Annotated in this window: 23 protein-coding genes; 9 read left to right on the top strand and 14 right to left on the bottom strand. The window is 63.3% G+C overall.

Annotation, left to right across the window (positions count from 1 at the left end; translation table 11 throughout):
• Positions 1-31: 31 nt before the first annotated feature.
• From ISX93_RS13205 to mpl, 3 genes are all read right to left on the bottom strand, one after another.
• On the bottom strand, positions 32-325 hold the full coding sequence (locus ISX93_RS13205) for a YceK/YidQ family lipoprotein (RefSeq protein WP_195779196.1): 294 nt from the start codon (positions 323-325) through the stop codon (positions 32-34).
• On the bottom strand, positions 318-947 hold the full coding sequence (gene ubiX, locus ISX93_RS13200) for a flavin prenyltransferase UbiX (protein WP_195779195.1): 630 nt from the start codon (positions 945-947) through the stop codon (positions 318-320). Before ubiX ends, ISX93_RS13205 begins: the two co-directional genes overlap by 8 nt.
• Positions 948-1,096: 149 nt before the next feature.
• Positions 1,097-2,449 carry a UDP-N-acetylmuramate:L-alanyl-gamma-D-glutamyl-meso-diaminopimelate ligase gene (mpl, locus tag ISX93_RS13195; protein WP_195779194.1) on the bottom strand — a complete coding sequence of 451 codons (1,353 nt, stop codon included), beginning with the start codon at positions 2,447-2,449 and terminating at the stop codon, positions 1,097-1,099.
• Positions 2,450-2,588: 139 nt separating this feature from the next.
• On the opposite strand from mpl, the gene ISX93_RS13190 reads away from it, so the two are divergent.
• Both ISX93_RS13190 and ppa read left to right on the top strand, forming a co-directional pair.
• Positions 2,589-3,404 carry a zinc-dependent peptidase gene (locus tag ISX93_RS13190; protein WP_195779193.1) on the top strand — a complete coding sequence of 272 codons (816 nt, stop codon included), beginning with the start codon at positions 2,589-2,591 and terminating at the stop codon, positions 3,402-3,404.
• 108 nt (positions 3,405-3,512) lie between these two features.
• Positions 3,513-4,040 (top strand): inorganic diphosphatase, encoded by a 528-nt coding sequence (gene ppa, locus ISX93_RS13185; protein WP_195779192.1) that lies wholly within the window; start codon positions 3,513-3,515, stop codon positions 4,038-4,040.
• 210 nt (positions 4,041-4,250) lie between these two features.
• Here ppa and ISX93_RS13180 read toward each other — a convergent pair whose 3' ends face one another.
• The 3 genes from ISX93_RS13180 to ISX93_RS13170 all read right to left on the bottom strand — a co-directional run bounded on the left by ISX93_RS13180 (position 4,251) and on the right by ISX93_RS13170 (position 5,818).
• A complete protein-coding gene (locus ISX93_RS13180; RefSeq protein ID WP_195779191.1) occupies positions 4,251-4,547 on the bottom strand; it encodes a hypothetical protein in 297 nt (98 codons plus the stop codon).
• Positions 4,548-4,606: 59 nt separating this feature from the next.
• Positions 4,607-5,410, bottom strand: coding sequence for a tetratricopeptide repeat protein (locus ISX93_RS13175; RefSeq protein ID WP_195779190.1), 804 nt, complete (start codon positions 5,408-5,410; stop codon positions 4,607-4,609).
• 150 nt (positions 5,411-5,560) lie between these two features.
• Positions 5,561-5,818, bottom strand: coding sequence for a hypothetical protein (locus tag ISX93_RS13170; protein ID WP_195779189.1), 258 nt, complete (start codon positions 5,816-5,818; stop codon positions 5,561-5,563).
• 171 nt (positions 5,819-5,989) lie between these two features.
• Between ISX93_RS13170 and pgm the strand changes: the two genes are divergently transcribed.
• Entirely contained in the window at positions 5,990-7,660 is a 1,671-nt protein-coding gene (gene pgm, locus ISX93_RS13165; RefSeq protein ID WP_195779188.1) for a phosphoglucomutase (alpha-D-glucose-1,6-bisphosphate-dependent), read from the top strand.
• A gap of 33 nt (positions 7,661-7,693) precedes the next feature.
• Here pgm and ISX93_RS13160 read toward each other — a convergent pair whose 3' ends face one another.
• Positions 7,694-8,470: a sulfite exporter TauE/SafE family protein gene (locus ISX93_RS13160; protein ID WP_195779187.1), complete on the bottom strand. Its 777-nt coding sequence runs from the start codon at positions 8,468-8,470 to the stop codon at positions 7,694-7,696.
• A 153-nt stretch (positions 8,471-8,623) separates the two neighbouring features.
• Here ISX93_RS13160 and cysD point away from each other — a divergent pair, with 153 nt between their 5' ends.
• Both cysD and cysN read left to right on the top strand, forming a co-directional pair.
• On the top strand, positions 8,624-10,066 hold the full coding sequence (cysD, locus tag ISX93_RS13155) for a sulfate adenylyltransferase subunit CysD (protein ID WP_195779186.1): 1,443 nt from the start codon (positions 8,624-8,626) through the stop codon (positions 10,064-10,066).
• A gap of 23 nt (positions 10,067-10,089) precedes the next feature.
• Entirely contained in the window at positions 10,090-11,970 is a 1,881-nt protein-coding gene (cysN, locus tag ISX93_RS13150; RefSeq protein ID WP_195779246.1) for a sulfate adenylyltransferase subunit CysN, read from the top strand.
• 52 nt (positions 11,971-12,022) lie between these two features.
• Here the strand turns inward: cysN and ISX93_RS13145 are convergent, their stop codons facing one another.
• From ISX93_RS13145 to ISX93_RS13135, 3 genes are all read right to left on the bottom strand, one after another.
• Positions 12,023-14,386: a tetratricopeptide repeat protein gene (locus ISX93_RS13145; protein WP_229732199.1), complete on the bottom strand. Its 2,364-nt coding sequence runs from the start codon at positions 14,384-14,386 to the stop codon at positions 12,023-12,025.
• 233 nt (positions 14,387-14,619) lie between these two features.
• The gene (locus ISX93_RS13140) at positions 14,620-16,662 is read right to left on the bottom strand and encodes an alkyl/aryl-sulfatase (protein WP_195779185.1); all 2,043 of its coding nucleotides are present in this window, start codon (positions 16,660-16,662) and stop codon (positions 14,620-14,622) included.
• Between the two features lie 70 nt (positions 16,663-16,732).
• Positions 16,733-18,340: a GMC family oxidoreductase gene (locus tag ISX93_RS13135; RefSeq protein WP_195779184.1), complete on the bottom strand. Its 1,608-nt coding sequence runs from the start codon at positions 18,338-18,340 to the stop codon at positions 16,733-16,735.
• A 206-nt stretch (positions 18,341-18,546) separates the two neighbouring features.
• On the opposite strand from ISX93_RS13135, the gene ISX93_RS13130 reads away from it, so the two are divergent.
• Positions 18,547-19,461 (top strand): LysR family transcriptional regulator, encoded by a 915-nt coding sequence (locus tag ISX93_RS13130; protein WP_195779183.1) that lies wholly within the window; start codon positions 18,547-18,549, stop codon positions 19,459-19,461.
• Between the two features lie 66 nt (positions 19,462-19,527).
• Here the strand turns inward: ISX93_RS13130 and ISX93_RS13125 are convergent, their stop codons facing one another.
• Positions 19,528-19,806 (bottom strand): DUF2845 domain-containing protein, encoded by a 279-nt coding sequence (locus ISX93_RS13125; protein WP_229732198.1) that lies wholly within the window; start codon positions 19,804-19,806, stop codon positions 19,528-19,530.
• A gap of 236 nt (positions 19,807-20,042) precedes the next feature.
• Here ISX93_RS13125 and ISX93_RS13120 point away from each other — a divergent pair, with 236 nt between their 5' ends.
• Complete coding sequence (locus ISX93_RS13120; RefSeq protein ID WP_195779182.1) at positions 20,043-21,215, top strand: hydroxymethylglutaryl-CoA reductase; 1,173 nt, start codon at positions 20,043-20,045, stop codon at positions 21,213-21,215.
• A gap of 4 nt (positions 21,216-21,219) precedes the next feature.
• Here ISX93_RS13120 and ISX93_RS13115 read toward each other — a convergent pair whose 3' ends face one another.
• A complete protein-coding gene (locus ISX93_RS13115; RefSeq protein WP_195779181.1) occupies positions 21,220-22,023 on the bottom strand; it encodes a formate/nitrite transporter family protein in 804 nt (267 codons plus the stop codon).
• Positions 22,024-22,201: 178 nt separating this feature from the next.
• Positions 22,202-23,209: an NADP-dependent oxidoreductase gene (locus tag ISX93_RS13110; protein WP_195779180.1), complete on the bottom strand. Its 1,008-nt coding sequence runs from the start codon at positions 23,207-23,209 to the stop codon at positions 22,202-22,204.
• A gap of 283 nt (positions 23,210-23,492) precedes the next feature.
• On the opposite strand from ISX93_RS13110, the gene ISX93_RS13105 reads away from it, so the two are divergent.
• Both ISX93_RS13105 and ispA read left to right on the top strand, forming a co-directional pair.
• A complete protein-coding gene (locus tag ISX93_RS13105; protein ID WP_195779179.1) occupies positions 23,493-23,735 on the top strand; it encodes an exodeoxyribonuclease VII small subunit in 243 nt (80 codons plus the stop codon).
• A complete protein-coding gene (gene ispA, locus ISX93_RS13100; protein ID WP_195779178.1) occupies positions 23,732-24,619 on the top strand; it encodes a (2E,6E)-farnesyl diphosphate synthase in 888 nt (295 codons plus the stop codon). The genes ISX93_RS13105 and ispA overlap by 4 nt, the downstream gene beginning before the upstream one ends.
• A gap of 84 nt (positions 24,620-24,703) precedes the next feature.
• On the opposite strand, the gene dnaB is transcribed toward ispA, so the two are convergent.
• Positions 24,704-26,098, bottom strand: coding sequence for a replicative DNA helicase (gene dnaB / locus ISX93_RS13095; RefSeq protein ID WP_195779177.1), 1,395 nt, complete (start codon positions 26,096-26,098; stop codon positions 24,704-24,706).
• Between the last annotated feature and the right edge of the window lie 138 nt (positions 26,099-26,236).

The raw sequence follows: 26,236 nt of genomic DNA, 5'->3' as shown, positions 1-26,236 counted from the left end.
CCAACGGGTCGGCGCACGGACGTGACAGCGCTCAGTTGCCGCCGCTGACCACCAGATTGACGCCCAGTGCCGCCGCCAGTGACAGCGGCAGCAGCAGGGTATCGAGCAGCAGGCTGAACGGCAGATCGATGCCCGGATACGCCGGCGGCCGGGCGCCGAAGCGCTCCTGCGGGCAACAGCCGTCGTGCAGCGCATACCAGTCCAGACGGGTGCCGGCATACACCAGCGGCGGGTCGACCTTGTCCGAATTGAGCGTGTTGACGGTGGCGCAGCCGCTGCAGCTCAGCGCCAGCAGCAGACACAGTGCGCGCCGGCTATTACTCATCAGCACCCAGGTGATGCTCGCCCCAGCGCGGCAACATGTCCTGTGGAATGTTCAGGCAATTGAGGATGCGCGCGACGACGAAGTCGACCAGATCATCAATCGTCTGCGGCTGGTGATAGAAGCCCGGTGAAGCCGGCAGGATAGTCACGCCCAGATTCGACAGCTTGAGCATGTTCTCCAGGTGGATGCTGGAAAACGGTGATTCACGCGGCACCAGGATCAGCTGGCGGCGCTCCTTGAGTGCCACATCGGCGGCGCGCTCGATCAGGTTGTTGCAGGCACCGCTGGCAATCGCCGACAACGTGCCGGTGGAACAGGGCACCACCACCATCGCGGTCGGTGCGCCGGAACCGGAAGCCGCTGGCGCCATCCAGTCTTCCTTGCCGAACACGCGGATCTGCCCGGCGGCCGCACCGGTGTATTCACTGAGAAAGGCCTGCATCGCCTGCGGCTTGCCCGGCAGGATCACATCGGTCTCGGTGGCCATCACCAGTTGCGCCGCCTTGGAGATCAGAAAGTGCACCTCGCGGTCTTCCTGCACCAGGCAGTCGAGCAGGCGCAGGCCGTACTGGGCGCCGGAGGCACCGGTCATGGCCAGGGTAATGCGTTCGGGACCGCTCATTAATTCACTCTCACTGCTGTTACGCTTGGTTATGCTGCGTTGAAAACCTGCTCAAAGTGCTCATTTACGCGCAGTAAACTGCGCTTTCTCGCAGGTTTTCGCCTTGCCTAACCTGCGCTCACGACGCATTGAGAGCGAATTTCTACTTTTTAGGCTTCCAAAGCCTTGGCCAGCTTGCCATGCAGGCCGCCGAAGCCGCCATTGCTCATGATCACTACCTGCGTACCTTCTGCGGCATAGGCTTTGACCCCGGCGATAATTGCCTCCAGCGACTCGCAGACCTGCGTCGGCACCGGCGAACTGGCCACCGTAGCCGCCAGATCCCAGCCCAGGTTGGCCGGTGCGTACCAGAACACCCGGTCGGCTTGGACCACCGAGTCGGGCAGACCCTGACGGTGCGCGCCAAGCTTCATCGAGTTCGAGCGCGGCTCGATCACGGCTATCACCTGTGCCTTGCCAACATTCTTGCGCAGGCCGTCGAGGGTGGTGGCGATCGCCGTCGGGTGATGGGCGAAATCGTCATAGATGGTGATGCCGCGCACTTCGGCAACCTTCTCCATGCGCCGTTTGACGCTGTGGAACTGGCTCAGCGCAGCGATGCCCAACTCTGGCACCACACCAACATGCCGGGCTGCCGCCAGCGTCACCAGCGCATTGGCCACGCTGTGCTGGCCGGTCAGGCTCCAGCGCACTTCGCCCTGCTCGACACCATCGAACAGCACGGCAAAATGCGCGCCGTCATCACTGAGCAAACGGGCCTGCCACTGTCCACCGGCACCGGTGGTCTGCACCGGTGTCCAGCAGCCCATGCCGATCACCCGCTGCAGCGCCTCTTCAGCCTGCGGATAAATGATCAGGCCTTCGCCCGGCACGGTGCGCAGCAGATGATGAAACTGCCGCTCGATGGCCGCCAAGTCAGGAAAGATATCCGCGTGGTCAAACTCAAGGTTGTTCAGCACCGCCGTGCGCGGGCGGTAATGCACGAACTTGCTGCGCTTGTCGAAGAACGCGCTGTCGTATTCATCTGCTTCAACGACGAAGAACGGCGTACCACCGAGGCGTGCGGAAATACCGAAATTCTGCGGCACGCCACCAATCAGGAAACCCGGACTCATGCCGGCATGCTCCAGCACCCAGGCCAGCATGCTGCTGGTGGTGGTCTTGCCATGGGTGCCAGCCACCGCCAGTACCCAGCGCCCCTGCAGCACATGGTCGGCCAGCCACTGTGGGCCGGAGACATAGGGCAGGCCCTGATTGAGCACATATTCCACCGCCGGATTGCCGCGGCTCAGCGCATTGCCGATCACCACCAGATCAGGTGCCGGCTGCATATGCTCGGGGGCGTAGCCCTGCATCAGCTCAATACCCTGCGCTTCCAGCTGAGTGCTCATGGGTGGGTAGACATTGGCGTCGGAGCCGGTCACGCGATGGCCGAGCTCTTTCGCCAGCACCGCCAGCGAGCCCATGAAGGTGCCGCAGATGCCGAGAATATGGATATGCATGATTTACCTTGGAGGTGTCCTCGTAAGCGGGCCGGCAGCGGCCCCGAAACTGGCCGCAGATTATCATGCAGGCCGGGCGATTGCCTGCAGCGGCGCAGGCGTTTATCGTCGGCAGCCCATTCCTCCTCCGGCCTTGCCCATGTGGTCGTTTCGCGCCTGGCGCCGCCAGCGAATTCTCCAGCGCCACCCGGTCAGCCCCGCCGAGTGGGCCGCGGTGTGCCGGCAGTTGCCGATCCTCGACGGCCTCAATGAACACGACCTGCAGCGCCTGTGCGAGGCCAGTGTGCTGTTCCTTCACGGCAAGCACCTGACCTGCCTGCCCGGAGTCGAACCAGGCAAGCACGAGCGGCTGCGCCTGGCGGCACAGGCGCAACTGCCTCTGCTGCAGCTGGACGACCTCGACTGGTACCAGGGCTTTCACGAACTGGTGCTCTACCCCGACGACTTCCTCAGTCCGCAGCGCCATCGCGACGCCAGCGGCGTCGAGCACACCTGGGAGGCCGAGCACAGCGGCGAAGCCTGGCAGCAGGGGCCGGTCATTCTCGCCTGGCCGGGGGTGCAGGCCAGCGGCCACTGGGATGGCTACAACCTGGTGATCCACGAACTGGCGCACAAGCTGGACATGCTCAACGGCGACGCCAACGGCCAGCCGCCGCTGCACCGCGACATGCGCAGCAGCGACTGGGCCGCGGCCCTGCAGGGCGCCTACGACCACCTGAACCAGCAGCTCGACCGCCACCCGCACCAGCACAGCCCGATCGACCCCTATGCCGCGGAAAGCCCCGCCGAGTTCTTCGCCGTCTGCAGCGAGTACTTCTTCAGCGCGCCCGACCTGCTGCACGCCGCCTACCCGGCGGTTTACCAGCAATTGCAGCTGTTCTACCGGCAAGACCCGCTGGCGCGCCTGCAACGCCTGCAGCAGGCACACCCGGGTTATCGGCATCAGGAGTTTTAAGCGCCTTAGACCAATGGTCAGGTGGCCTTCCCCGCGCAACCTGCCTATAATCGCGTCCACTTTTCGCGCCCCTGGCCGATTTGATCGGCATCTACGGAGTAATCCCCCATGAGCTACAGCAAGGTTCCGGCCGGCAAAGACGTGCCGAACGACATCTACGTCGCCATCGAAATCCCGGCCAACCACGCGCCGATCAAGTACGAAATCGATCACGACACCGACTGCCTGTTCGTCGACCGCTTCATGGCCACCCCGATGTTCTACCCGGCCAACTACGGCTTCATCCCGCACACCCTGGCCGACGACGGTGACCCGCTCGACGTGCTGGTGGTGACGCCTTACCCGGTAGCGCCTGGCTCGGTGATCCGCGCCCGTCCGGTCGGCGTCCTGCACATGACCGACGAAGCCGGCGGCGACGCCAAGCTGATCGCCGTGCCGCACGACAAGCTGAGCCAGCTGTATGTCGACATCAAGGAATACACCGACCTGCCAGCCCTGCTGCTGGAACAGATCAAGCACTTCTTCGAGAACTACAAGGATCTGGAGAAGGGCAAGTGGGTAAAAGTTGAAGGCTGGGCCGGCGCTGATGCCGCCAAGGCTGAAATCGTAAAAGCGGTCGCGGCGTACCAAAAATAAGCCAAGACCAAAACCTGAAAGCCGGCCCACAAGGTCGGCTTTTTTATTGGCAACCTACTGATTCCATTGGCTGCACCTCTCAGATACAGCGCCAGCCCCACAGCCAGCCCCAGACTTATCTTTCGCGTGACCTTCTTTCAGGCATTAAAAAGCCCAGCACGGTGGCTGGGCTTGTAAGTGTCGCTGATGCGGGCGCGATTCTTACCGCGACTAGTTTTGAATGCTAAGTGGGCATATTTCGACAGCCCCAATAGTTATCGCTGCCTGACTACCCATGCAGTTGTAGAAACAGATTTTATTCATGCCGCTAACTTGTTCTCCAGACTTAAAGCATGTTGTCGCAGCCAAAAGTAGCGGTTCGGAACCTTGAGCAAAGTTTGCAGTGAATATCGAATCATTATTTTGGGCAGGTGTTGATAAAGTATAAAATGACGGGAGCTTGGCAGCATTAGCCATACAAACGGTAAATGCCAATAGTAAACCGATAAATCCAAGTTTTTTGCTCATTTTGCATTTTCCTTAAGTTATAAGAACTTCCTGCAATGTTGATGGTAGAAAGCCATCAGTTATTTCTTCGGCTGGTACTTCTCGAAGTATTGCTTAGCTGAAATCTGGGCACTCTTGAGATCGGCAGCATCTAACTTTTTGGCGGCATCATCTCGATCAATAACCGCCTCCTTTTCGCCGTTTGCTGCAGAAACTGAAAACCACGCATAGGCTTCACTAAAGTTTTTCGGCACTGTTTCACCCATGGCGTATAAAAATCCAAGCATACGCTGAGCTTTCGCATCACCCTGCTCAGCAGCTTTTCGAAACAAATTAGCCGCCTCTTTTTGGTTTTGCTCAATACCTCTGCCAGCTGAGTACATAGTCCCTAATTGGTACTGCCCTCGCGCATACCCCTGATCAGCGGCTAACCGATACCACCTAGCTGCCTCTGAGTATTCCTGAGGCACCCCTAAACCCACCTCGTAATGAACACCAAGGTTGTATTGCGCCCAAGCAACTCCCTGCTCAGCGGCCTTGCGGAACCACTTAACAGCTTCCTTGCTATCCTGCTCAACACCTCTGCCATTTGCATACATTTGTGCAAGACTTGCTTGTGCAGAAGCGTCACCAAGCCAAGCACCTCTTTGATAAAACTTAACCGCTTTATTAAAGTCCTGCTCAACACCAAAGCCATTCTCGTAGATAGCCCCGAGCAAAAATTGCGCTCTTGCATCGCTTGTCTCAGCAAAAGGCTGCAACTCAGATAAGGCTGTTTTGAAATCACCTCTATCCAATGCGGCGAGGCCTTCATCTACTCCTGCATTTGAAGTGCTGGCAATTGCCAATAAGCTGATCGCTGCTGTCCAAAGTTGAATTTTCATACCGCTACCTTAATCGTGATCGAAAGTTATACCCTCACCAATGTTCAAAAGCATAGAGCCTCCCGCTAGGCGGCAGAACTGAAAGTTAAGCATGGCAGGTATGCAGCGCGGGCAAGTGACACAGGGCAATAGTTCTGTGTGCGCGGCCTCTCATTCGCTCATCTGTTCTAGAGCGTTACGGTGTTCCTTCAGCAGCTTGGACAGTTCGCGCATTAATGACCGCTGCCCGCCCTTGTAGCCGCGCATTGCTGACTTCGCTTTACCTTCTGGTGTTGTTGGCCCCGTGGATTTCTCACACGGCTTCCACTGCTTCACCATCTCAGCCCACAAGGTCGGCTTTTTTATGCCCGACAGAAAGTAACAAACCGTAGGTTGAGTTGAAGCGCGCAGCGGTGAAGCCCAACGCATGCACCTGCAGCGGATTGTTTGGCTTCCATTTGCTCAACCTGCGAGGCCCGACCCAACCGACACAATCAAGACTGCACACAACACCAATCACTTCGGGTTGAGCTTGAGCAACGCTCTGCGAGCTTGAAGCAGATAGACTTAAAAGACCGATCATCGCAATGGAGCCCTAACATGAGTAACACCCACCCGCTGGCAGGCACTCAGGTTTTGCCGTCAATGCTGGTCAACGTACCGCTGCTGGTCAGTGCCTATTACACCGGCCAGCCGGATCCGGCGATCAGCAGCCAACGGGTAGCCTTCGGCACTTCAGGCCATCGTGGTTGCTCGTTTGATCTGGGTTTCAATGAGGGGCATGTGCTGGCCATCAGCCAGGCGATCTGCGAATACCGCCAGGCGCAGGGCATCAACGGCCCGTTGTTCCTCGGCATCGACACCCATGCGCTGTCCACCCCGGCCAGCGCCAGCGCGCTGGAAGTGCTGGCGGCCAATGGCGTCGAGGTGATGCTGGCGGCGGAGGATGAATACACCCCGACCCCGGCGGTTTCCCACGCCATCCTCTGCTACAACCGCGGGCGCAGTTTCAGTAATAAAAATAGCGGCCTGGCCGACGGCATCGTCATCACCCCGTCACACAATCCGCCGGAAAGCGGCGGCTTCAAGTACAACCCGCCCAACGGCGGGCCGGCCGACAGCGACATCACCCGCTGGATCGAGAACCGCGCCAATGAACTGCTCGCCGCCGGCCTGCAGGGCATCAAGCGCATCGGCTACGCCCAGGCGCTGCGCGCTGCAACAACGCACCGGCATGACTACCTGAACAGTTATGTGCGCGATCTGGGCAATGTCATCGACATGCAGGCGATTGCCGCTTCCGGCCTGCGCCTGGGCGTCGACCCGCTGGGCGGTGCCGGCGTGCGTTACTGGCCGGCGATTGCCGAGCATTACAAGCTCGATCTGGACGTGGTCAACACCCAGGTCGATCCGACTTTCCGCTTCATGAGCCTGGACTGGGACGGGCGGGTGCGCATGGACCCTTCCTCGGCTTACGCGATGCACGGCCTGATCGCCCTCAAGGACCGCTACCAGGTGGCCTTCGCCTGCGACCCAGACCACGACCGCCATGGCATCGTCACCCCTGGGATGGGTCTGATGCAGCCGAACAACTACCTGGCGGTGGCCATCGACTACCTGTTCCAGCAGCGGCCGCAATGGCGTGCCGATGCGGCGATTGGCAAGACCGTGGTCAGCAGCGGGCTGATCGACCGGGTCAGCCGTAAACTCGGCCGGCGGCTGTATGAAGTGCCGGTCGGCTTCAAGTATTTTGCCGCCGGACTGTTTGATGGTTCATTGGGCTTTGGTGGTGAAGAGAGCGCCGGCGCTTCCTTCCTGCGCCGTGACGGCACGGTGTGGAGCACCGACAAGGACGGTTTGATCCCGGCCCTGCTGGCCGCGGAGATGACCGCTGTCAGCGGCCGCGACCCGGGCGAACGTTATCAGGCGCTGGTGCAGGAGCTCGGCGAGCCGGTCTCCACGCGCATTGATGCAGCGGCGACACCCGCGCAGAAAAAGCAGCTGGGCAAACTGGCGCCGCAGCAGGTGCGCTCGACCGAACTGGCCGGCGAACCGATCCAGAGCATCCTCAGCCACGCGCCGGGCAACGACGAAGCCATCGGCGGCCTGAAGGTGATCACTGAAAACGGCTGGTTCGCCGCGCGCCCCTCCGGCACCGAGGACATCTACAAGATCTACGCCGAGAGTTTTATCGGCCAAGCGCATCTGCAACGGCTGGTGGCCGAGGCGCAGCAGATCGTCGATGCGGCCCTCGCCCCGAACGCCGGCTAAGGCAGCAACCGCGCCCGGGCTGGCGGTCGCCGCTCAGCCCAGGGTTTTCAGTCCGGCCGCCAGCAGCACCAGTGCCAGCGCCACCTGCAGCCAGCGGCCATTTAGGCGGCGGCTCAGCAGGCTGCCGGCGATGACCGCCGGAATCGAGCCGGCGAGCAGGCTGAGCAGCATGTTGCCGTCGACCCGGCCGGCGAACAGGTAACCCAGCCCGGCCACCAGCGCCAGCGGGATGGCGTGCATGATGTCGGTGGCCACCAGCCGATGCGGGGTCATGCGCAGCGGATACAGGTACAGCAGTATCACGCTGCCCAGCGCTCCGGCGCCGACCGAGGTCAGTGCCACGCACAGGCCCAGCACGGCACCGGCGACCACGGTCATGGCCGGCTGCCAGCGCATGAACTGTCGCGGATTGCCGATCCGGCTGCGCGTGGCCAGCGCCCGCAGCCATGGCGCCAGCAGCATGCCCGCGGCGGTCAGCAGCACCACACCGCCGATCGCCTGGCCCAGCCAGTCGACCTTCTGCACGCTGGCGCCGGCACTCACCAGCAGCACGATCAGCAGCGCCAGCGGCAGGCTGCCCAGCCACAGGCGACGGACCACGGTCCAGTCGACCTGTTCGGCGCGACTGTGAATGCCGGCCGCGACCAGCTTGGTCAGGGCGGCAAACCAGAGGTCGGTCGCCACTGCAGTGATCGGGTTCACGCCGAGCAGCAACAGGATCGGCATCATCAGTGCACCCCCGCCGACCCCGGTCAGGCCGACGACAAACCCGGTCAGGGCGCCCGCGAGGGTGTAGCTACCGTCAAGCATGCTGGAGTCGTGCGGGCATCAGGGTGTACTCGCCAGGGAAATTTCGTCGCATTCTGTAATTTGAGCCGATTTTATGCAAGCAACCCATCTCTAATGGTGTATTTTAGGCGCCATATAAAAATAACCGCATATTGCGACAAGCAAAGGTACGCCATGGCCAACCCTGATCTCCTCGGACTGGACGCTCCCGTGATATGGGATACGCAGTCGGCATTTGTCCACCTGCAGCAGCTCGCGCAAGCCGACACCAAGCGCACCGCCGAGCGGCGCCTGCATGAACTCGCGCTGCTGCCGGCGGAATTGAGCGCGGCAAGCCTGACCGACGAACTGGGTCGTACCCCGACCCCGGCGGTGCTGGCCTGGGAGATTGAACGGGCCCGGGCCAAGCGCAAGCTGGTGCTGTTCGCCCAGTTGAGCAGCAGCGCGGACGGCCAGACATTCCTCCACGCCAACGATGCACGCGGCGCGCGCTACTGGCTGCCGCTGGGCCACGTGAGCCTCGATGCGGCACAACTGGCGAACGGCCTGCAGCAACTGCAGGCGCATCTGGGCAAGGACCTGGTGATCTTCCCCAGCGGGCGACTGACCGGCCTGTGCCGGCAGACCACCCCGCCAGACCGGGTCGAGCTGGGCCTGCTGGGCTACCCGGCACTGCTCGACGTCGGCACTCGCAGCGCCGCGGCCGGCACCCGGCGGCCACTCACGCCGCACCTCAAGCGCCTGGAAGCGGAAAGCCTGCAGATCATCCGCGAGGCCCTCGCCGAGTCGGAAAATCCCTGCATGCTCTACTCCATGGGCAAGGACAGCGCGGTGATGCTGCACCTGGCGCGCAAGGCCTTCTGGCCCTCCGTGCCGCCGTTCCCGCTACTGCATGTGGATACCCGCTGGAAGTTCCAGGAAATGTACCTGTTCCGCGACCTGATGGCGCGCGAGAGCGGCATGGACCTGCTGGTGCATGTCAACCCGGACGCCATCAGCAAGGACATCAACCCCTTCGACCACGGCTCGGCCCTGCACACTGACATCACCAAGACCGAAGGCCTCAAGCAGGCCCTGGACAAGTACCAGTTCGACCTGGTGTTCGGCGGTGCGCGGCGCGACGAAGAGAAGTCGCGGGCCAAGGAACGGATCTTCTCCTTCCGCACCCAGAGCCATCAGTGGGACCCGAAACAGCAGCGCCCCGAGCTGTGGAACCTGTACAACACGCGCAAGCACCGCGGCGAGAGCATCCGTGTGTTTCCGCTGTCCAACTGGACCGAGCTGGACATCTGGCAATACATCTACCTGCAGGACATTCCCCTGGTGCCGCTGTACTTCGCCAGGCTGCGCCCGGTGGTCGAGCGCAACGGCATGCTGCTGCTGGTCGACGATGCGCGCATGCGCCTGCTGCCGGACGAGAAGATCGAGGCGCGCACGATCCGCTTCCGCACGCTCGGCTGCTACCCGCTGACCGGGGCGGTGGAATCACAGGCCGGCTCGGTGGCCGAAATCATCATGGAGCTGCTCGCCTCGCGCAGTTCGGAGCGCCAGGGCCGCGCCATCGACAGCGACAGTTCCGCCAGCATGGAAAAGAAAAAGCAGGAGGGCTACTTCTGATGGCACGCAAGGCACCCATCGGCATGACCAGCATGACCACCCCGCAGCCCGCGACGATCGGGGCCTACCTGGCACAACAACAGGACCAGGACCTGCTGCGCTTCATCACCTGCGGCAGCGTCGACGACGGCAAGAGCACCCTGATCGGACGCCTGCTGTGGGACGCCCAACAACTGACCGACGACCAGTTGGCGACCCTCAAGGCCGAATCGAAGAAGCACGGCACCCAGGGCGACGGGATCGATTTCGCCCTGCTGGTCGACGGCCTGGCGGCGGAGCGCGAACAGGGCATCACCATCGACGTGGCCTACCGCTTCTTTGCCACCGCCAAGCGCAAGTTCATCGTCGCCGACACCCCCGGGCACGAGCAGTACACGCGCAACATGGTCACCGGCGCCTCGACTGCGGACATGGCGGTGATCCTGGTGGATGCCCGCCAGGGGGTGCTAACGCAGACGCGCCGGCACGCCTACCTGGTCTCGCTGATGGGGATCCGCCATGTCGTGCTGGCGGTGAACAAGATGGACCTGCTGGGCTTCGACGCCACCGCGTTCGAGCAGATCTGCGCGGACTTCCAGACCTTCGCCGGCGGCCTCGGCTTTGCCAGCATCACGCCCATCCCGCTGAGCGCCCTGCGCGGCGACAACATCACCCAGCGCTCGCCGAACACGCCCTGGTATGCCGGCCCGACACTGCTGGGTTGCCTGGAAACGATCGAGGTCAGCACCGCGCAGTCCGAGCGCCTGGTGTTTCCGGTGCAGTGGGTCAATCGCCCGGACGCCTCGTTCCGCGGCTTCAGCGGCTACCTCAGCGAGGGCCGGGTCAGCGTCGGCGACGAGATTCGCGTCACCCGTTCCGGGCAGACCGCGTGCGTTGCCGAGATCGTCAGCATGGACGGCCCGCGGCAGCAGGCCGTCTGCGGCGATGCCGTGACCCTGCGCCTGGACAAGGAGATCGACGCCTCGCGCGGCGACATCCTGGCGCTCAGCCAGAAGCCGCTGGAGACCACCGACCAGTTTGAGGCGACGCTGGTGTGGCTGCACGAGGACGCCGGGCTGATCGGCCGCAGCTACGACATCAAGCTGGCCACCCAGTGGGCGTCCGCCTCGCTCACCGGGATCAAGCACCGGGTCGATATCAACACCCTGGCGCATGACGCCAGCAAGCAGCTGGCGCTGAATGACATCAGCGTGTGCACCCTCGCCACCAGCAAGCCGCTGGTGTTCGACAGCTACCGGCAGTCGCGGGCGCTCGGCGGCTTCATCCTGGTCGACCGCATGAGCAACGCCACAGTGGCCGCCGGGATGATCACCCACAGCATGCGCCGTGCGCAGAACGTGCACAGTCAGGCGCTGTCGGTCAGCCGTCCTGACCGGGAGAAGCTCAATGGCCACAAAGGCAAGGTGATCTGGTTCACCGGCCTGTCCGGCTCGGGCAAGTCGACCATCGCCAATGCCCTGGAAGTGGAGCTGCATGCGCGCGGCTACCGGACCTACATCCTCGACGGCGACAACGTGCGCCAGGGCCTGAACAAGGACCTCGGCTTCACCGACGCCGACCGGGTGGAAAATATCCGCCGCATTGCCGAGGTGGCCAAACTGATGCTGGACGCCGGACTGATCGTGATGACCGCCTTCATCTCTCCGTTCATCCGCGAACGGCAGATGGCGCGGGAACTGATCGGCGCGGAGAACTTTGTCGAGGTGTATGTCAGCACCTCGCTGGCAGTCTGCGAGGACCGTGACGTCAAGGGCCTCTACAAGAAGGCCAGGGCCGGCCAGCTGCCCAACCTGTCCGGCGTCGGCAGCCCGTACGAAGCGCCGCCCGCGCCGGACCTGCAGATCAACAGCGACACGACCAGCCTGCGCGAGGCCATCGACCGGTTGCTGGCCGAGGCCATCTGAAGCGGATGCCCGCCAGCCCGCACCGGTGGTTGGCGAAAGCCGCCACAGCGGATCAGCGCTGGGGCAGGCGCGCTTGCAGCATGGGATCGTCCGGGTTGATCTCCCACAGGTCGCCGACCACCTGCTGGATCAGCTCGGCATTGCGCGTTTCCTTGGCGTAATTGACCAGTGCCATGCGCGCATTGCGGTTGTGCGGCTGGCGCTTGAGCATGGCCTGCAACTGGGCGATGGCTTTATCCGGCGAACCGCTGTCGTGCAGGGCAATCGCCAGTACATAACCGTATTGCGGGTTCTCCGGCTCCAGTTCGTCGGCCTTGGCAAAGGCGACAATCGCCGCCTGATAATCGCCCTGGCGCACCAGCGACAAGCCCTTGCTGTGATAGAGCAGGGCTTCCTGCGGGTTGCGCTGCAGCGCCTGATCAAGCAGTTGCGCCGCTTCCTGCGGATTGGTTTGTTCAAGCAACTGCGACAGGCTGACCAGCGCCGGGAGGAAATCCGGATCGCGTTGCAGCGCGGTGCGCAGCCGGGCTTCGACCTGGGCACTACGGCCACTTATCTGATACAGGCTGGCGAGGTTCATGTTGCCTTCGCCGCGTTCGAGCAATTGCAGCTGCACCTGCTCGTACTCGTCCAGCCGCTGCTGCCAGAACGCCGGCGTCAGGTTCTGCCGCGCTTCCGCTGGCTGCTGCGCCAGTTCCCAGATCGCTGCCAGGCGCACCGCGCGCAGGGGGTCACGCAACAACGGAGTGAGCAACTGACCGACTTGCTGCGGTGCGGCCATCGCCGGCAACGCCCTGACGGCAGCTTCACGCACTTCACCATCCGCGCTCTTCAACCCATTGCTGATCAGTGCCAATGCCTGGGCCGATGGGTAATTACCCAGTTCCGCCAGCAATGCGGCCCTACGGATGGCTGGCAGGTCGCTGCGCGCCAGTTGCGCCTGCAGCGCCCGTGCTGCGCCAGCAGCCCCCTTGCGTGCCTGATCCAGCGCCAGCGCATAACCGCCGTCGTGTGGTTTGGAATTCGGGAACAGGGCGTTGAACTGCTCGATCAGCAGGTCCGATTGGCTTTCGCGGTGGCAGCCCATGCAGGCATCCGGCGTGCCCAGTGCCTTGGATTGCGCCGGATTGGGCACGCTGAAACTGTGGTCATGGCGGAAGTCATTGCCCATGTAGAACTTGCCGGGCATATGGCACGCCGTGCACTGCGCCGCCGGGCTGCCCGCCGGGTGTTTGGTGTGTGCCGGGCTGTCGTAATCCATGGCCTGCAATCCGGCACCGTCGATGCCGGGTGCCGCCGTTTTGCCAGCCGGGTTATGGCACTGCGTGCAGACCGCGTTGCCTTCGAGTTTGAGCTGGGTGCTGTGCGGGTTATGGCAATTGGTGCAGGCCACGCCCTTGGCGAACATCTTGCTCTGGGTGAAGGAGCCGTACTCGAACACCTCGCCCTTGATGCGGCCATCCACTTCGTACTGGGTGGCATTCAGGCCGCTGGGCAGGTAGTCATCCAGTAATGCATTGCCATGTTTATAACCATCGCCGAGCGGGCTGCGCAGTGCATGGCAGCGGGCACAGGTTTCAACCTGAGCACGGTTGTTGGTCTGGCTGAGCAAGGGCTTAGCGAAACCTTTTCCCGGCTGATCCTTGTCGGCCTTGGCCGCCCAATTCAGGTGTTCGGAAGCCGGGCCGTGGCAGCTCTGGCAACCAACGCCGAGGGCCTGCCAATGGCTGGAAAAGCTGTTCTTGTTGTCATCGAAATTGCGTTTGAAGCCGGTGGTGTGACACTCGACGCACATGTAGTTGGCATTCTGCGCGGTCTTGGTCCAGTGCAGCGCATTGCTGGCATCGATGCCCTGACCGGGATACAGGTGGAACCACTGCTTCTTCTCGGTATCCCAGGCCACACCCAGCGGTTGCAGACGCCCACCGGGCAGCTCCAGCAGATATTGCTGCAGGGGTTCGACGCCAAAGGTGTAGGCCACCTGGAAGTCTGTCGGCTGACCATCAGGCCCCGGCGTATTGACCCAGAAACCGCCGTCCTTGCGGAAGAACCGCGTGGTTTCCTTGTCGCTGCTGAAGGTCACGTCGTTGAAGTCGCCGAGCACCGTCTGCGCGGTTGGCAGCTGCATGGCCTGCTGGTGGTGGGAGCCCTGCCACTGTTTGACCTCGGTGCCGTGGCAGCCCTGGCAGCTCTGCTCATCGACCAGCGCGGCGGCAGCCTGCGGGGCGCCGGCGGCGGGTGTCGGTGCAGAGGGCGGCAAGCGCCCGGGCATGGCCCACCAGAGCAGCACAGCGAGCAGCAGCAGAATCGCCACCAGCGGCAGCAGCCAGCTGCGCCAGGCCGGCGCCCCCGCGCTGGTTTCCGGCGCTGCCGCGACCTTGGCTGCGGGGGGATTCTTGCGGCTTCTTTTCGACATCGGACGTCCTTGGCGACTACAGGCTGTAGCGGGGCTACGAGGATCGCGGCGGGATAGTCGCGAGTCAACTGGAAATGCGCGTCACCCCGGTGACTGCGGCACCAGAACAGGCCGCCATTGAAATCCGTCGGGATGCGCGCGGTTCCGGCTTGCTCCGGCGCAGCAGCGCGAGTTCGTTCTCAAGGACAACAAGCAGCTGCCGGCGGAGCCAACCGGGCCACCCAGCGCGCCAGTTACTCGGCCCTGGTGCCGGGCAGCAGCTCGAAGTTCGGCGTGAAGGGCGTCATCGCCGCCATCAGCTGGGTGAACGGCTGGGGATCGCCGTCAAACCTGGCCTTGCCGGCAGCCGCCAGTTCCTTGAAGGTGGTCTGGCGCGCCATCACCTGCTCCAGGTCGCTGCGGTTGAGGGTAAGGGTCAGGTCGGCATCCTTGGCCTGCTGGCCCTTGATATTGGTCAGTGTCGAGTTGCTCAGCTCGACCACGAACTGCTCACCGTTGTCCGGGGTGTTCAGGTTGAAGACGAAGTGCTGGCCCGCCACCTTGCTGCCATCCAGGCTGATGCCGAGGAAGTTCAGCCACAGCTCTGTGCTCATGCCGCGGATCATGTCCGGCCCCAGGGTTTTGGGCGACACGCCCTTGGGCATTCCATGGCGCAACTCGTAGGCCGCCGCCAGGAAGCTGTTGCGCACGCTGGGGCTTTCCTTCTGGTAGCCGACCTGCTCGTAAACATCCGCCAGCAAGTCCTTGGCGGCCTGGTTCTGCGGTTCGGCATAGACCAGCTTGTTGAGGATTTCATAGGCTTCACGGTACTTGCCTTGATCGGCCAGGGCCTGGCCCTTGGCCATGATCTTCGCCGCGCCGCCCATCATTTCCACATACAAGGGTGCCGAGTCCCTGGGGGACAGTGGCATCAGCGTCGCCGGGTTGGCGTCCCAGTAGCCGAGGTAGCGGTTGATCACCGCGCGGCTGTTGTGCTCTTCCGAGCCATGGTAACTGTGCGCCGCCCAGTTGCTCTTCAGGCTTTCCGGCAGCTTGTAGACATTGTGGATCTCGTTGATGGTCACGCCCTGGTTGGCTGCATGCAGCACGGCGTTATTCAGGTTGGCATACACGTCGCGCTGGGTGCGCATCACCTCCTGAATCCGCGCGTTGCCGAACCGCGGCCAACTGTGCGAGGCAAACATCACCTCGGCAGTCTGGCCGTAGCGGTACAGCGCCGTGTTGATGTGCTTGGACCAGGTCAGCGCATCACGCACCAGGGCGCCACGCAGGGTGTAAATGTTGTGAATGGTGCCGGTGATGTTTTCCGCAGCCCAGAAGGCGTTGAACTGCGGGAACCAGGTGTTCATTTCCGCCGGCGCCTCAGTACCCGGGGTGCTCTGGAACTCCATCTCGACGCCGTCGATGGTCAGGGTCTCGAAGTCCTTGCTGATGTAGCGGTTCGGCGCGATCAGGCCCAGGTTGCCGGAGGCGGTGTTCTTGCCGATCGACTGGTCGACGTGGCCAAACGGGCTGCGCGGCAGCAACACGCCGTACTGGAAGAACAGCCGGCGGGTCATGGCATTGCCGGCATACACGTTCTCGGCAATTGCATGCTCCATGAAGCCGGCCGGGGCGATCACCGGCACCTTGCCGCTGCGCACATCGGCTTCATCCACCACGCCGCGGATGCCGCCGAAGTGGTCGGCGTGGGAGTGCGAGATCACCACGGCCACCACCGGACGCTTGCCCAGTTGCGCGTTGATGAAGTCCAGCGCCGCCCTGGCGGTTTCCTTGGCGGTCAGTACATCGATGATGATCCAGCCGGTATCGCCCTTGATGAAGCTGATGTTGGCCAGGTCATAGCCACGCACCTGATAGACCTTGCCCGGCACCACTTCATACAGGCCGTAGGCCATGTTCAACAGCGCCTGGCGCTGCAGGGACGGGTTGATGCTGTCGAAATGCTTGTCCTGCAGGAGAAACTCGTAGCTGGCCATGTCCCAGGCGACGTTGCCGGCTTCGGCCATGATCTGCTTGTACGGCGGCGCGGCGATAAAGCCTTGCCTGGCTTCCTCGAAGTCACGCTGGTCCTCGAACGGCAGGCTGGCGCGCAGGCCGTTCTGCAGTTCGACAGTGTATGTCGAGGGCGGCTTGCCCTTGGCGTCGAAATGCTTGCCCTGCAGGGCATTCGGGTCGCTCACGGCCGCGCCGCCGCCAGCGGCCTGTGCGCCACCGGTGAACCCGCCGGTCAAGCCCAAGGCCACTACCAGGCTGATGATCTTGCAGTTGTTCATGGATTCATTCCCTTCTTGCAGTCGACCGTCGGGTCTTGATTGGTTGCGGTAACGGGCAGCCCGCCCGCGACTACCGGGCGGCGCGAATCAGGTCGGCGGCCTTCTCGCCAATCATGATGGTCGGCGCATTGGTGTTGCCGCCGGTTACCGTCGGCATGATCGACGCATCGACCACGCGCAGGCCTTCCAGGCCGTGCACCCGCAACTGTGCATCGACTACCGCCAGCGGGTCGGAGGCCGGCCCCATCTTGCAGGTGCTGGTCGGGTGGTACTGGGTGTCGGCACGCGCCCGGATGTCGGCGATGATCCCGGCAACGTCGTCGCGCTGTACCGGGTAGAGCATCTTGCCGCGCCACGGCTGCAGCGGGCTGCTCTGCAGGATATCCATCTGCAGCTGCACGCCCTTGACCAGCAGGTTCAGGTCGCGCTCATCGGCAAGGAAATTCGGGTCGATCTTCGGTGCCACCCGCGGGTCGGCACTGGCCAGTTTGACCGTACCGCGGCTGTAGGGGCGCAGCACTTCGATATGCGAGGAGAAACCGTGGCTGGTGTGCATCTTGCGTCCGTGATCGTCGACCAGCGCAACCACGAACACCAGTTGCAGATCCGGCACCTCGACTTCGGGCGACGAGCGCAGAAAAGCACCAGCTTCGGCGATCGAGGTGGAGATCACCCCTGTGCGCTGCTTGCGCCACTCGAACACGCCCTTGGCCATTTTCACCGTGCCGCGTGGCGAGATGCCGAAGGTTTCACTGCGGCTGTCGGCGTAGTAACTCTGCACCTGATCAATGTGGTCCTGCAGGTTCTCGCCGACGCCGGGCAGGTCGTGCACCACGGGAATACCGAGGGCCTGCAGCTGCTGCGCAGGGCCGATGCCGGAGAGCATGAGCAGCTGCGGTGAACCGAAGGCGCCGGCACTGAGGATCACCTCGCGGCGCGCGCGGGCCTCCTTCAGTTCGCTGCCCTGGTAGTAGGCAATGCCGCGGGCGCGCTTGCCCTCCATGATGATTTTGGCCGACAACGCATGGGTTTTCACGCACAGGTTGGGCCGCGCCAGGTTGGGCGTCAGGTAGCCCTTGGCGGCACTGCAGCGCTCGCCGTTCTTCTGGGTGACCTGGTACATGAACGAACCACACTGATCCGCACCGTTGTAGTCGCGGGTTTCGGGAATGCCATTGAGCACGGCCGCCTCGACGAAGGCTTTGCTCAGCGCGCTCGGGCTGCGCAACTCGGCGACGTTCAGCGGGCCACCGGCACCGTGGTATTCGCTCTCGCCGTGGGTCTCGTTGTTCTCGGCACGCTTGAAGTACGGCAGCACGTCTGCATACGACCAGCCGGGGTTGCCCAGGCTGGCCCAGTGGTCGTAGTCCCAGCGGTTGCCGCGCACATAGAGCATGGCATTGATCGAACTGGAGCCACCGAGGGTCTTGCCGCGCGGCTGGTAACACACGCGGTTGTCCATGTGCTTTTGCGGCACGGTGTCGAACGCCCAGTTGTTGTAGGAGGTCGCGACCATGGCGACGAAGCCGGCCGGGGCATGAATGAACATGCTCTTGTCCGGGCCGCCGGATTCCAGCAGGCACACTGTCACGCCCGGATCTTCAGTCAGGCGACTGGCCAGTACGCTGCCAGCCGAACCGGCGCCGACGATTACGTAATCGAATTCTTCATGACTCATGCAGTTTGCTCTCTGATTGTTATGGGTAGCCCGTACCGCACGGGATAGCGCCATCAGCGCCGGGATGAACTGAACTTCTGCACCAGGCCGACCTGGCCATTGCGTTGACTGGTACTGATTAAAGTTACAAACCCGTAAATCTCAACCACTACGAGCTATCCGTCCAATGCATAATCATCAGACAGTCAATGCATGGGACGCATAAAGTGGATCTGAAGAGAATTCGTCACGCCCTGGCCCTGGCCCAGGAACTGAATTTCGCCCGCGCCGCCGAGAAGGTGCATCTGAGCCAGCCCGCCCTCAGCCGCAGCATTCAGGCCCTGGAGACCGAACTGGGCATGGTCCTGTTCGACCGCAGCAAGCAGGGCCTGGCCGTCACCGCCATTGGTGCCCGATTTCTTGCCCGCGCCCGGCAACTGGCGCAGGAAGCCAGCAATCTGGAGCGCGACATGGCGCTAACCCGCAGCGGCGAGATCGGCCAGCTCAGCTTTGGCATCGGTCCGCTGCCGGCCGCCAGCCTGGCCAGCCGGCTGATCCACCGCCTGCGCCAGGACCGCCCCGGACTTCGCGTTTCGCTGCAGGTGAGCAACTCCCGGAACCTGCTGGATCACCTGCGCAACGAGGATATCGAATTCTTCATCGCCGAGACCCGGGCAATCGCCAGCGACGCGGAGTTCCGCATCACGCCCCTGACCCGCGAGCGCGGGCCCTTCACCTGCCGTGCCGGGCATCCCCTGCTGGCACTGCCCGCACGCTCGCTACAGGACCTGCTGCCCTACGGCTTTGCCTGCATGACGATCCCGGCAGGCCTCGGCGCCCTGCTCCGGCAGGCCGCCGGCTTGGCACCGGACCAGCCTTTGCCGATCCTGTTCGAGTGTGATGACGTCAGCCTGCTGAAGGAGGTGGCGAGCAAGGAGGACCTGGTGCTGATCATCTCGCATGCGGCGCTGGCGAAAGAGTTCGCCGCCGGCGAGCTGCTTCCGCTGCCGGTACCCGGCCTGCCAGACCTTTATGCCGAAGTAGGCATCGTGCAGTTGCGCGGTCGTACGCTGTCACCGGCGGCGCAACTGGCACTGGCCACCCTGCGCGAGATGGTTGCCCCTACCGAAACGGTGACCTGACGCAGCGGTCCGTGACACCGCCGCGGGAACATCCCAGACCACTTCCCCTGCGGCGTGCCACGCGCCTCAGTCCAGCGGCGCGGCGCTGATCCGGTTGACGGTACCGTCATCCTCGAAGTGGAGGGTAATTGCCGGCTCGGTATCACCACGCACATAGACCCACTCGCCGTCCATTTTTTCCGTGGGCTCGCCGCACCACTGCAGAACTTCAGTCTTTGTGGATCCGAGGTCGACCAGCTGCTGGCCGCAGCGGAACTCCGAATCGCTGCCGTCGCCGGCCAGGGCTGCCGAAGCAGCGGTCAGCGTGATGGCTGCAAACAGAAAACAGGCACCTTTCATTTTCATTTTCCTTCTTGGTTGCTGGGCAGGATAAATCCCGGCTGGTTTGATACTGGAACAGCAGGCACTGCAGGACACGATAGTCGGTGAACCGCCCGGCGACCAAACTCCATTGCCGGCACAAGCACACGCCAGCCCTGCGCATTCGCCAACGTACTGGCGCTGGAGCGAACGCGGAAATGGTCTAGGGTCATAGCGAGGCCGGGGTTCCCGGCACACCCATGGCCCAGCAGGTAATTCCCATGTCCCGAGCAGAACCGATCCCGCGCGACAAAGACAACAACTACAGCGCCGAGGAAGCCAAACGCCGGCGCACCTTCATCACCCAGAAGACCGGCGCCAGCCTGGAGACCATCGGCCGTTACGCGATCGACCCGGAGCTCACCCGCGGCAATATCGAGAACTTTATCGGCTGCGTGCAGATGCCGCTGGGGCTGGCCGGACCGCTGCATATCACCGGCGAACATGCGCAAGGCGACTTCTACATACCCATGGCCACCACCGAAGGCACCCTGCTGGCCAGCTACAGCCGCGGCATGCGCGCCATCAGCGAGAGCGGCGGGGTGAAGACCACGGTGGTCAAGCACTCGATGCAGCGCGCACCGGTATTCCTGTTTGCCGATGCGCTGCAGGCGCGCGAGTTCGGCGCCTGGCTGGTGAGCCGCTTCGATGCGATCAAGGCGGCGGCGGAAACCACCACGCGCAGCGGCAAGCTGTTCGAGATCGAGCAGTACCCGGTGGCCAACATGCTCTACACGCGTTTCTGCTACACCACCGGCGACGCCGCCGGGCAGAACATGACCAGCAAGGCGACCTTCGCCGCCTGCGAGTGGATCAAGGCCAACCATCCGCTGCAGCCGCGCTACATCCTCTCCGGCGCGATCGACACCGACAAGAAACACTCGGCGATGAACATGATCCAGACCCGCGGCAAGCGGGTGATCGCCGAGTTCACCCTGAAGCGCGAAGTGGCCCGCGAACTGTTGCGCGTTGATACCGCACAACTCTATCGCTACCGGCAGATTGCTGCGGTGGGTGCGCTGCAGGCCGGCTCGGCCTACAGCGGTGCGCATGCCGCCAACGGCATTGCCGCACTGTTCATCGCTACCGGCCAGGATGCCGCCAACGTCGCCGAATCCCATGGCGGCATCACCTATGGCCAGCTGCTGGAGAATGGTGACTACTACTGGTCGGTGACCCTGCCGGCGTTGATCTGTGCCACCCACGGCGGCGGCACCGGCCTGCCGAGCCAGCGCGAATGCCTGGAGATGCTCGGTTGCGTCGGTACCGGCAAGGCCGACAAGCTGGCGGAGATCATTGCGGCGGTGGTGCTGGCTGGCGATGTCTCGCTGACCTCGGCGGTACTCGCCGGCGACTGGGTCACCAGCCACGAGGCGCTGGGGCGCAATCGCTAGGCCGTCAGTTGGCTGGACGCCGCAGGTAGGCCACCCAGTAGATGCCCGCCACCAGCAGGGTGCCGCCGACGATATTGCCGGCGGTCACGGCCAGCAGGTTCCAGGCAATCCCGGCGGGAGAAATCAGGCCCTGCGCGTCCAGCAGCAGCCCGTAGGGAAAGAAAAACCAGTTGGCGATCGAATGCTCGAAGCCCAGGGCGACAAAGGCCGTCACGGGAAAAATCACGGCAAGAATCTTGTCCGTCACGCTATGACCGCCCATCACCAGCCAGACCGCCATGCACACCAGGGCATTGCACAGAATGCCGCGACTGAAGGCTTCGAGGAGTGACAGATCCGCCTTGCTCGCGGCGATGCGGACCGCCATCTCACCCACCGCACCGTCAGCCAGGCCGCCGGTATTGGCACACACCACCAGCAACACCGTGCCCAGGCAACCGATGACATTACCCACATAGGACAACAACCAGTTGCGCAGCAGCGCACGCGTACTGATGCGCCGACTGGCCCAGGCCATGGCCAGCAGGTTGTTGCCGGTAAACAGTTCGGCTCCGGCAACCACTACCAACACCAGCCCCAGACAGAAACTGAGCCCGCCGATCAGGCGGGTGATGCCGTACCCCAGCTGACTGTCGGTCACCACCAGCGTGAACAACAGCGAGGCCAACGCGATAAACGCACCCGCCAACAACGCCAGCACGAAGACCGTCAGGGTGTCCGCGTTTGCCTTGGCCACGCCCATCCCCTCAACCTTGCGGGCGATTTCACTTGGCGAGTACGCGTCAATCAATGACGGCTGGTTATCCATAAGACGATCCTTGCAGTGGCTTGAACAGCGATCGAGCCGGGGTAATGAGCTGGCCGCAGACTGCAATACCAGCCGATCAATTGACCCTGAATGATGCCCGGGCAAGGGTAATGCAGAGTGGCATTGGCAGACAAAGAGGATTGGCCGACAACCAGTCCTCCTTGTGCACGTGCGCAGCTTAATCGACCTTGAGCACCAGCTTGCCGAAGTTCTCGCCGCTGAACAGCTTGAGCAGGGTTTCCGGGAAGGTTTGCAGGCCGCTGACGATGTCTTCCCTGCTCTTGATCTTGCCGCTGGCCAGCCAGCCAGCCATTTCAGCTGCCGCCTCGGCAAAGCGCGGGGCGTAGGTCATCACCACCATGCCTTCCATGCGCGCACTGTTGACCAGCAGGTTCAGATAGTTCGCCGGGCCCTTGATGGCCTGCTTGTTGTTGTACTGGCTGATCGCACCGCAGATCACCACCCGCGCCTTGAACGCCAGACGGGTCAGCACCGCATCGAGAATGTCGCCGCCGACGTTGTCGAAATACACGTCGACGCCCTTCGGGCATTCGCGCTTGAGGCCGGCGATCACGTCCTCGTGCTTGTAGTCGATGGCGCCGTCGAAGCCGAGTTCGTCGATCAGGAACTGGCACTTGTCGGCCCCGCCGGCAATCCCGACCACCCGACAACCCTTGAGCTTGGCGATCTGCCCGGCAATGCTGCCGACCGCGCCCGCCGCGCCGGAGATCACCACGGTTTCGCCGGCCTTGGGCTGGCCGACATCGAGCAGCGCGAAGTAGGCGGTCATGCCGGTCATGCCCAGCGCCGAGAGGTACAGCGGCAGCGGCGCACGGGTCGGATCGACCTTGTAGAAACCCTTGGGCTCGCCGAGGAAATAGTCCTGCACGCCGAGCGCCCCATTGACGTAATCGCCGACCGCAAAGGCCGGATTCTGCGAGGCGATCACCTTGCCCACCCCGAGGGCGCGCATTACTTCGCCGAGCCCGACCGGCGGGATGTAAGACTTGCTGTCGTTCATCCAGCCGCGCATCGCCGGGTCCAGCGACAGGTATTCGTTCTTGACCAGGATCTGCCCCGGCCCCGGTTCGCCGACGCTGGTCTCCACGTAGCTGAAGGTGTCGCGGCTGGGCAGGCCCTGGGGGCGCTGGGCAAGCAGGAACTGACGGTTGAGATGGGCAGACATGGCGAACTCCCGGTGGCGCAGTGAAATGAAGGGTGAGTTGATTGTGATAGCCCCATGCTCGCCCGAGGGCAAGCCTTTCCCGACCGCCGAATGGCAGGTGATCGATGCAGGTGATGCGCCGAATCGGCGCTGTGCACAGGCTGGGCAAGCCGTTCGCCGGGCTTGGCCGCCGGTTGCTGCTGCCGGCAATAGCCGTCCGGGCTGCGCGCGGTCTGCCCAATTTGCCCGGACTGCCCGGCTCTGCTAGTGTCGCGCCGGTTGCCCGCCTGCCGAGACCCTGCCCATGGCCCGCAAGAAGACCACACCCGATTTCGAACACGCCCTCGCCGAACTGCAAACGCTGGTTGAGCGCCTGGAAAACGGCGAGCTATCCCTTGAGGACTCGCTGACCACCTTCGAGCAGGGCATTCGCCTGAGCCGTGAATGCCAGTCGGCGCTGCTCCAGGCCGAACAGAAGGTGCAGCTGCTGCTGGAACGCGACGGCGAATTGAGCGAGGCGCCCTTCAGCACGGACGACGAGGCATGATTGACAGCTACCAGCAGCGCGCCCAGGCACGTGTCGATGCCGCCCTGGAACCACTGTTCATTGCCCCGCACGACGAACTGCAGCAACTCTACGCGGCCATGCGCTACAGCGTGATGAATGGTGGCAAGCGGGTCCGTCCGCTGCTGGTCTACGCGGCCTGCGAGGCGCTGGATGGCGCAGCGGCGCAGGCCGACGCCGCCGCCTGTGCGGTGGAACTGATTCACGCCTATTCACTGGTACACGACGACTTGCCGGCAATGGACGACGATGACCTGCGCCGCGGCCAGCCCACCACCCACAAGGCCTTCGACGAGGCCAGCGCGATTCTTGCCGGCGATGCCCTGCAGAGCCTGGCGTTCGAGGTGCTCAGTGCTAGCCGTGGCGACCCGCTGGACGCTGCCACCCGGCTGCGCATGCTTGGCACCCTGAGCCGCGCGGCGGGGCCGGCCGGCATGGTCGGCGGCCAGGCCATCGACCTCGCCGCCGTGGGCCGCAAGCTCGACCAGCGCGCGCTCGAGCAGATGCACCGGCACAAGACCGGCGCGCTGATCGAGGCCAGCGTGCAACTGGGCGCACTGGCCAGCGGCAAGGCCGACGCCGCGAGCCTGGACGCCCTGCAGGACTATGCCCGGGCCATCGGCCTGGCGTTTCAGGTCCAGGACGACATTCTCGATGTCGAGAGCGATACCGCCACCCTCGGCAAGCGTCAGGGCGCCGACATCGCCCGCGACAAGCCGACCTATCCGGCACTGCTCGGCATGGCTGCGGCCAAGGCCTATGCCCAGGACCTCTGCGCACAGGCCCTGGCAGCCCTGCAGCCGTTTGGCCCGCGCGCCGAACCGTTGCGCGAACTGGCGCGCTATATCGTCGCCCGGCGCAGCTGAACGCCGGCCGGTACAAACAAGACGAGCGTCCCGGCCAAAGGCCGGACGCCCGTTTGCATGAAGGCCCTCAGCCCGCCAGCAGCGCTATTCTTCGTCGAACTGGTAGCTGCCCGGCGCGAGGTTTTCGAAGCGCGTGTATTTGCCGAGGAAGGCCAGCTTGATCGCGCCAATCGGACCGTTCCGCTGCTTGCCGATGATGATCTCGGCGATGCCCTTGTACTCGGTCTCCGGGTTGTAGACCTCGTCGCGGTAGACGAACATGATCACGTCGGCGTCCTGCTCGATAGCACCAGACTCGCGCAAGTCGGAGTTCACCGGGCGCTTGTTTGGCCGCTGCTCCAGCGAGCGGTTGAGCTGCGACAGCGCCACCACCGGGCAGTTGAATTCCTTGGCCAGGCCTTTCAGCGAGCGGGAAATCTCGGAAATCTCGTTGGTGCGGTTTTCCCCGCCCTTGCCGCCGAGCTGCATCAGTTGCAGGTAGTCGACCATGATCAGCCCCAGCTCGCCGTGCTCGCGCACCAGGCGGCGGGTGCGCGCACGCATTTCCGACGGCGAGATACCGGCAGTGTCATCGATGAACAGCTTGCGATCCTGCAGCAGGTTGACCGCCGAGGTCAGGCGCGGCCAGTCATCGTCTTCCATCTGCCCGGAACGCACCTTGGTCTGGTCGATCCGCCCCAGCGACGAGAGCATACGCATGATCAGCGACTCGGCAGGCATCTCCAGCGAGTACACCAGCACCGCCTTGTCACTGCGCAACACCGCGCTCTCGACCAGGTTCATGGCGAAGGTGGTCTTGCCCATCGACGGCCGCCCGGCAACGATGATCAGGTCGGCCGGCTGCAGGCCGCTGGTCTTGGCATCCAGGTCGGTAAACCCGGTGCTGATCCCGGTAATCGAATCGTTGCTGTTGAACAGCGTATCGATGCGGTCGATCGCCTTGGCCAGGATCTCGTTGAGCGCTATTGGCCCGCCGGACTTGGGCCGCGCCTCGGCAATCTGGAAGATCAGGCGTTCCGCTTCATCCAGCACTTCGTCGCCGCTGCGCCCTTGCGGGGCATAGGCGCTGCCGGCGATCTCGTTGCTCACGCCGATCAGCTGGCGCAGGGTGGCGCGCTCGCGAATGATCTGCGCGTAAGCCTTGATGTTGGCCACCGACGGGGTGTTCTTCGCCAGCTCACCGAGATAGGCCAGCCCGCCGGTCTGTGCCAGCTGACCTTCCTTGTCCAGTTGCTCGGACAGGGTGACCACATCGAAGGGATGGTTGCGCTCGGCCAGCTTGGCGATGGCGCGGAAGATCAGCCGGTGGTCATGCCGGTAGAAGTCACCATCGGAGACCTGGTCGAGCACGCGTTCCCAGGCATTGTTATCCAGCATCAGGCCGCCCAGCACCGACTGCTCCGCCTCGATCGAATGCGGTGGCACCTTGAGCGCGGCGGTCTCGAGGTCGTACTGCTGGGGGCTGCTGATATCGTTCATGGCACTCGGGGTCCGCAAAGAATGACTGGCAAGGCCGCTCGCCTCAGCCGTGCCCGCCGGGAAACCGGTATATGGCGGGCATACAACAAAATCCGGGGCTAAAAGACAAAGGGCACGGCATCGCTTGCGCAATGACGT

The sequence above is a fragment of the Pseudomonas sp. N040 genome (assembly GCF_015637705.1).
Classification (GTDB): domain Bacteria; phylum Pseudomonadota; class Gammaproteobacteria; order Pseudomonadales; family Pseudomonadaceae; genus Aquipseudomonas.
The sequence above is the reverse complement of the archived record's forward strand: the minus strand, read 5'-3'. Positions and strand labels throughout refer to the sequence as shown.